Below are 6,105 nucleotides of genomic sequence, written 5' to 3' on the forward strand. Positions count from 1 at the left end.
TGATGTAAGCGGGAGGTTCTCATCGGTTTATGTGGTTGTGTGGTAACTTTCACAATAAACCGGAAACGCCCTTCTACCAAGGGCTGAACCTCCCTCCTCCAACACTTTTGTCAGTCAACCAGGTCACTGACTTTTGTCAGTCAACCAGCACTGTGCCACACTGAAATTTAGATGAATACAGCTCATTCGACAAAACATGAGGCAATCCATCCATATTGGTTAGGCGCTGGCTCATACGCGTAGGTTGCTGGAGAATGGTCAAGAGGAGACTCGTTAATTGCCTCATACCAAGTAATGCCATCTCCATGCTCCTTTACCCCTGTTAAAACAACCCATTCTCCTCTTAGCACAGCTCCCTTAATGGCATCAGGTGCCATGGCTGGATACGCCCGAAAGTATGCTCCCTCGGAGGGCACACCATGACATTGATCAATTTGTACGCGATGATTTGAATCGGTACCCTCAGGATTAGGTGGAACAGTTACTACAACAGGGATTTCAGGATTGCTACTAGAATCATTTTCAGGATGAACAATCTGGCTTGGATCTATTGGGTCCAATATTAGGAAATCTCTGATATCAATCACCCCTGCTAGCTCCAAAGCGATGGTGATAGTGACGCTAACCGAAATCGTTACGAATGTCCTAAAGGCTTTGTCCTCTGGGGGAGGTGGTGGATTCTTTACCAAATGTATTTCGAGGTGATTATCGTAGTTAAGAACCATGGTTGCAATTCCTGAGATACTGACAGACAAATAGTTGCTAGGGCGGAGAACGTAACGACGGCTAACTCTAGCCATGGACACACGCAACCGTGGACTCCTCAAAGATTGAGACTCCGGCTGTAATTTTCACTCATCAAAAGACTTTTGCGTTTTATAGGATGGACATTTTCTAATAACAGCAAACTACGATAGTTGTTAGGTTTTTAGTCATGCTGCTAGAGAATAGATGTCCATCCTGTAGACCTAATGAAAATGGCTCTGTGAAAGATGATTCAGATGCAAGATAGTCCCGATGAAAAGAACTCTGGGAATGAATGCTCTGAAGGGGGGGTTAGGACTTCTGAAGAGGCTTGACGAGCCACGTAGTATGTCTGCGCTGAAGGGGTTCAACAAGGGCATTCATTGGGATGAATGAATCATTGACCGCATAGGCATACCAATAGGTGCCCTGATAGTAAATTCGACCTCGACGATTGGGGCGAATTGCATAAGAAACGATGGCAAAGTCTTCCCCTGAAAAGAAGAGCTTTGACCGGGATACAGTCATATAGGATGATCTTTCTGTCTGATTTGAATTGGCGATGTGTAATGTTTTCATGGTGACAGTCTCCTGGTTGAAAGGTCTTTTGAAAGATACTTAGGAACCTCCCATGTATCTATATTCACAGAGCTTCTAGGTTTTTTCTAGTTGATTAGTCAGCTAATTTTTAATGACCTTGCTGATAAGAACCAAGTCTATATCAAGCTAGAAAATGACAGTTTTGTCAGATTTTGTCAGGGGTAGTCAGTGGCGTCCTGGAAAATAGATTGGAAAAAGTCATTAAAAGTCAGCAAAAGTCAGTTTTTATGCAGTACACTGCCTGAAAAGTCAGGACGTAACCGCTGGGGCAGCATGGGTGCAGATGATGGTTCGAGTGATAGATCAACATTTAATATTGATTCTGAAGACGGTGATATCCACAGGGTTTGTGCTTGGGTGGAGCAATCGCTGCTCCAGCAAGATGGGAAGAATCTGCCCAATGCCCAACACGCTGTTTTGTACGGATTGCTCACACAACCTAATTGGAGTTACGAAGAACTAGCGACAGGTTTAGAAGCATTAGGGTTGGGCAGGTATAAGCCTCAAACCCTTAAAAATGATGCGTATAACCTCTTTAAACGCCTATCTGATGGTGTTGGCTACAAGGTGAAGAAGAATAATTTGCAGCGGGCTGTGATGGGCTGGCATCAGAAGCAGAAGGATTTGGCACTGCTCAGGCAGGGATTGAGCACTGCTGGATTAGCGTTGCAAACAGCAGCGTTGCAAACCTCTGGCAGTTTTTTGAATTTAGATTGTTGGCAGGACGACCTCGCCCAGTTGGTGCGCTGGGTACAGGAAGGTCGGCGGGTCTTGGGGATTAGTGGGGCACCTCGCATTGGAAAAACTTACTTTGTTCATGCATTGTGCGATCGCCTTCAGCCCTTTTTTGAAGCTCCCCCCATTTGGTGTTTAGCCACTGATGTATCAACTCCAGCGGCTCTATATCAAGCGGCCATGAGGCAGTTGGGGGAAGTGCCGAGTTGTGAACCTGCTATCCCAGCTTTGATGGAGTTATTTCGATCACGGCGGCTGTTGTTTGTGATGGATGGAACGGAGGTGCTTTTTCAGCCGCAACAGTTAGCGGGGCACTTTAAGGATATGCATCAGGAGTTATCGGTTCAAGACGCCTCTGAAGAACCAGCATCTAACTTTTATCTATGGCTGAAGCAGTTGCTTGCCGTTCCGACTCACCAAAGTTGTTTGCTGTGGGTGGGGCGAGAACTCCCGGTCTTATTTGAGTATGCCCGAGGCGTTTTGGCGTTGCATCGTGTGAGACCATTACAACCTCCAGATGCGCTAGCGCTCTTGGAGGCTCAAAATGCGCCATTACGATTCCCTGAAACCTTAGAAAAATTGTTGAAATTTTGCGGGGGGAACCCCGCTTGGTTCTTGATGGCGATCGCCCGAATCGAGAATTTATATGAGAGCGATAGCATCCAATTTTTAGCAAGCCCATCCTTCGCAAACGAAACGCTCAAGATCTTAGAGTTGACGTTGAATCGGCTATCCAAGGTTGAGCAGGGGTTACTCATTTGGCTGTTGCTGCAGCCTTTGACCCGCGACCAACTTTTAGCTCTGCAACTTTCAGGAACGTCATTAGAGGAGCGGCGCAAAGCATTATTCTCATTGCAGCAGCGGGGGCTGATCCAAAAGATTGGCAAGAGGGATCACTATCATGTTGATCCACCCCTTTTGGGTCATGTTTTAGCTCAGCAGATCGTGGCGGCGGCTATAGCCGAAATTGTTGCGGGCACCCCTTACCAATTAGGGCATTATCCATGGGTGAATACCGCTGCACCGCCGCACTTACAAGCCTGGCAGCAAACGTATTTGCTAGGGGCGATCGCCCGTCAGCTACACCATCAGTCTACCTTTCGCCAAGAGCAACTTGCCTACTTACAACCCTGTTTAGAGGCCGTGCGCCAATTGCCGCCCCCTGCGCAGGGGTATGCCGCAGGTAATCTGTTTAATCTGGCAGCAGCGCTGAAGATCCCCCTGACGGCGTTAAATTTTGACGGACTCACCCTTTGCCATGCTGATTTGCGCCAGGTCTTTTGGAACCAAGCCACGTTGTCACACTGCACATGGCAGCACCCTCAACTCCCCACCCACCTGCGTGATGGGCCAACGGCTGCCCTATCTCCCGATGGCACCCTCATTGCGGCGGCTGATCAGCAGGGACATTTGCTCTGCTGGCAACACCAGGATAGCCACGTTCAACTCCATGCGGTTCAAACCCTAGGGTTTGCCATTGATCTGCTCATCTGCCCAGAGAATGACACTTTAGTATTTGTGGCCAACCAAGCCGTCTATTCGTGGTTTAGCGAAGAACCCCATCCCCAGAAATTAACTGACTTACCAGAGCCCGCTACTTGTCTCACCCAAAGTCTGTTTGGCAAGATTGCGATTGGTATGAGCAATGGCTCAATTGGGTTATTAGATCCTGACCTGGCTACCCTCAACCTATTGGAGGCGCATCAAGCGGAGGTTTGCAATATGGCCTTTAGCCCTGATGGATGGCAATTAGCTAGTTTGGATAGCGATAACCGCGTGGTGCAGTGGCAAATACCGACTAGGGTTAACGACAACCTAGCCTGGCAAGAGTTACCAACTCGATCGGCGATATGTTTTGCAGTCAGTTGGGATCATGACAAGTTGCTGCGGGCAGAAAGTAGTGACTACCGCGTGCGGGTGCGGGTTGGAGAAACCTGCTTAAAAGAAGTGGCGATCGCAGATGAAATCATGATGACGCTCCAGTTTACTGACGATGGTCGCTATCTGGTAGGCACCATGAGGGGCGATCGCATCTTTCACTGGGCATGGCAATCTCAACCACCAATCACCTTAGATTTAGATACCCTGGCACACGCTCACTTAGCAACTCCCCTAGAGGAGCGATGGGTTTTGGTCACCTCTCCTAAACAACTCCGGCTGATGGATGTAGAGCGTCAAGAACTGCTCTGGGAAGCCTGTGTGGCTAGCTATGATGCAACAGGGACGACCTTCAGAAATGTTACAGGACTGTCTCCCATGGAGCTAGACATGTTAGCCTCTTTGGGGATAGTTATATCTGACTAAGCTACTGATAGCTCTGTTGACTCCCAGGGATATAGACACTTTTGAAACTGGCACAACCTGCATAGGTTTGAATGTCTCCCATGATACTTATATTTGAGAGTATTTTATAGTGAGAGTAATATCTTCTCAAAGGTGTTGTGTGATTCTAGAAAGACATCTAGGAACGCAATCGATATTGACTCAACTGCTGCGATACAAACCACTCTAACCTCTCAGCCCGCCCCCCCAGAGAATCAGGAAGGATTGATGATGTCTTCTTTTTATGACTCACAGAGTGGCTATGACGTTAGCCCCGATACGTTGGAAGAATGGACGGTTTATACCTACATTAGAAGCCTGGCGAAGTTATCAGCAGAAGATGCTGTAGCGGCCTTTTATCAGCTCCTCTGGCAGGGCAATGCCTATCCGAGGGATGACGTTAAGGGAGCGTTGCAGAGAGTTGTAGCAGCTCCCCATTTCAAAGAACATCAGCTAAAAATCATCAATCGCTGCTATTACACATTGGTCAACCGCTGGCATCTTGATGGTGCCCGAGATCAGGCGATCGCTAAACTCATCTTGTGGCTCGATCATATCCCTGCTGACCGAGGTCAAAATGCGGTGACGCGCACTCTCCGCGATGCCCTTCGGTCTTACCAAAAAAGTGATTACTATGATGTATTGCGAAGAAACTTGTATTTGCTAGAAGGTTGGAAACCTTATCAGGAAATTCATCTGGGCGATCGCCCCTTTGTCAGCCTACTCCCTGAATATTTCTTTATCTATGAGGCTAGCACCCGAACCAGTGATATTGAAAATGCCGCTGATCAACTCAATGATGGCATCATCTACAAAAGAAATCAAAAGATTTGTCAATATCGGCAAGATCTGAGTCGGTTTTATAAAAGCTACACTCTACAAAGCTCAGGGCAGTTGCCTCCCCCCACTCAACAGCTAACCTCTGAGCAGCTTTGCTACGCGATTAAGCTGTATAGTCCCCGACGAAACGAAAGCTTCAGGCTGCAAGCTGATCAGTTTAAGCGGAAGGTCAAAAAGCTGCGAACGGTTGGGGAATGGAAGCAAGTCATTCAGCAACATGCGATGCAACCCATTCAACATCTCAACCCGACTCTTCAACGGCGGTTTCGGCGTGAGTTTTCTCAAGCCCTCCATGAATTTGATGATGGTCTGCCTATGACACGAACCATTGAAATTCAAATTTTTAGCCGCTTGTTAAATGCTATTGCCAGGGATGATAATACGAAGCAAGAGGGCGCGCAATTTTCACGATTTTTGACTGCTGTAGGGCCTGCTGTTATCACCAGCCTTCTCCTCAACCTAGTTCTGTCTTGCCGGATGGTACGGTTTGAGTTAGAAAAACGGTTTGCTGACCTGCACCATAAGTTTGCAAAAGTCAGCCAAGCTACGGTGCAATGGTTAGTAGAGGCCTTTGACTATATGAATGTTGCCTTAGCGCTCAATGCCCGCTATCTCACCTACTTTTCGCTGATTTCTCAGGGAGATCCTAGCATTCCAAATTCGGTGTAAGGCTATTTTTCATCCATTAGATATTTATCCAAATCCTTCGAGTCATTCAATTGCAAAGTAGGGCGATTTTTAGTTTTCCAGCGGCGATCGCCCAAGGTTTAGCGGGAGCCGAGCCAGACGCCTTAGCCCAAGTGGAAGTAACCCCCATGGGAGATGGGTTGCATTGGCCAACCCTAGATGCCGATTTCAGCGTGA

At 47.6% G+C, this 6,105-nt stretch carries 5 protein-coding genes; 3 read left to right on the plus strand and 2 right to left on the minus strand.

Features of this window, described 5'->3' with window-relative positions; translation table 11 throughout:
- Positions 1 to 182 precede the first annotated feature (182 nt).
- On the minus strand, positions 183 to 725 hold the full coding sequence (locus tag JUJ53_RS18060) for a hypothetical protein (RefSeq protein WP_204153440.1): 543 nt from the start codon (positions 723 to 725) through the stop codon (positions 183 to 185).
- 331 nt (positions 726 to 1,056) lie between these two features.
- Complete coding sequence (locus JUJ53_RS18065) at positions 1,057 to 1,323, minus strand: NfeD family protein (RefSeq protein ID WP_204153441.1); 267 nt, start codon at positions 1,321 to 1,323, stop codon at positions 1,057 to 1,059.
- A gap of 378 nt (positions 1,324 to 1,701) precedes the next feature.
- Between JUJ53_RS18065 and JUJ53_RS18070 the strand changes: the two genes are divergently transcribed.
- The 3 genes from JUJ53_RS18070 to JUJ53_RS25550 form a co-directional block, all read left to right on the plus strand.
- The gene (locus tag JUJ53_RS18070) at positions 1,702 to 4,383 is read left to right on the plus strand and encodes a hypothetical protein (protein WP_204153442.1); all 2,682 of its coding nucleotides are present in this window, start codon (positions 1,702 to 1,704) and stop codon (positions 4,381 to 4,383) included.
- Positions 4,384 to 4,632: 249 nt separating this feature from the next.
- Entirely contained in the window at positions 4,633 to 5,910 is a 1,278-nt protein-coding gene (locus tag JUJ53_RS18075; protein WP_204153443.1) for a hypothetical protein, read from the plus strand.
- A gap of 50 nt (positions 5,911 to 5,960) precedes the next feature.
- Positions 5,961 to 6,105, plus strand: a 145-nt coding sequence (locus tag JUJ53_RS25550; RefSeq protein ID WP_343327985.1) for a DUF2442 domain-containing protein, incomplete at its 3' end; no start/stop codon positions are given.

Source organism: Leptolyngbya sp. CCY15150, assembly GCF_016888135.1.
GTDB lineage: Bacteria > Cyanobacteriota > Cyanobacteriia > RECH01 > RECH01 > RECH01.

Coding starts and splice junctions, on each gene's coding strand:
- JUJ53_RS18060 (WP_204153440.1), bottom strand. CDS start 725: ATGGTTCTTAACTACGATAATCACCTCGAAATACATTTGGTAAAGAAT.
- JUJ53_RS18065 (WP_204153441.1), bottom strand. CDS start 1,323: ATGAAAACATTACACATCGCCAATTCAAATCAGACAGAAAGATCATCC.
- JUJ53_RS18075 (WP_204153443.1), top strand. CDS start 4,633: ATGTCTTCTTTTTATGACTCACAGAGTGGCTATGACGTTAGCCCCGAT.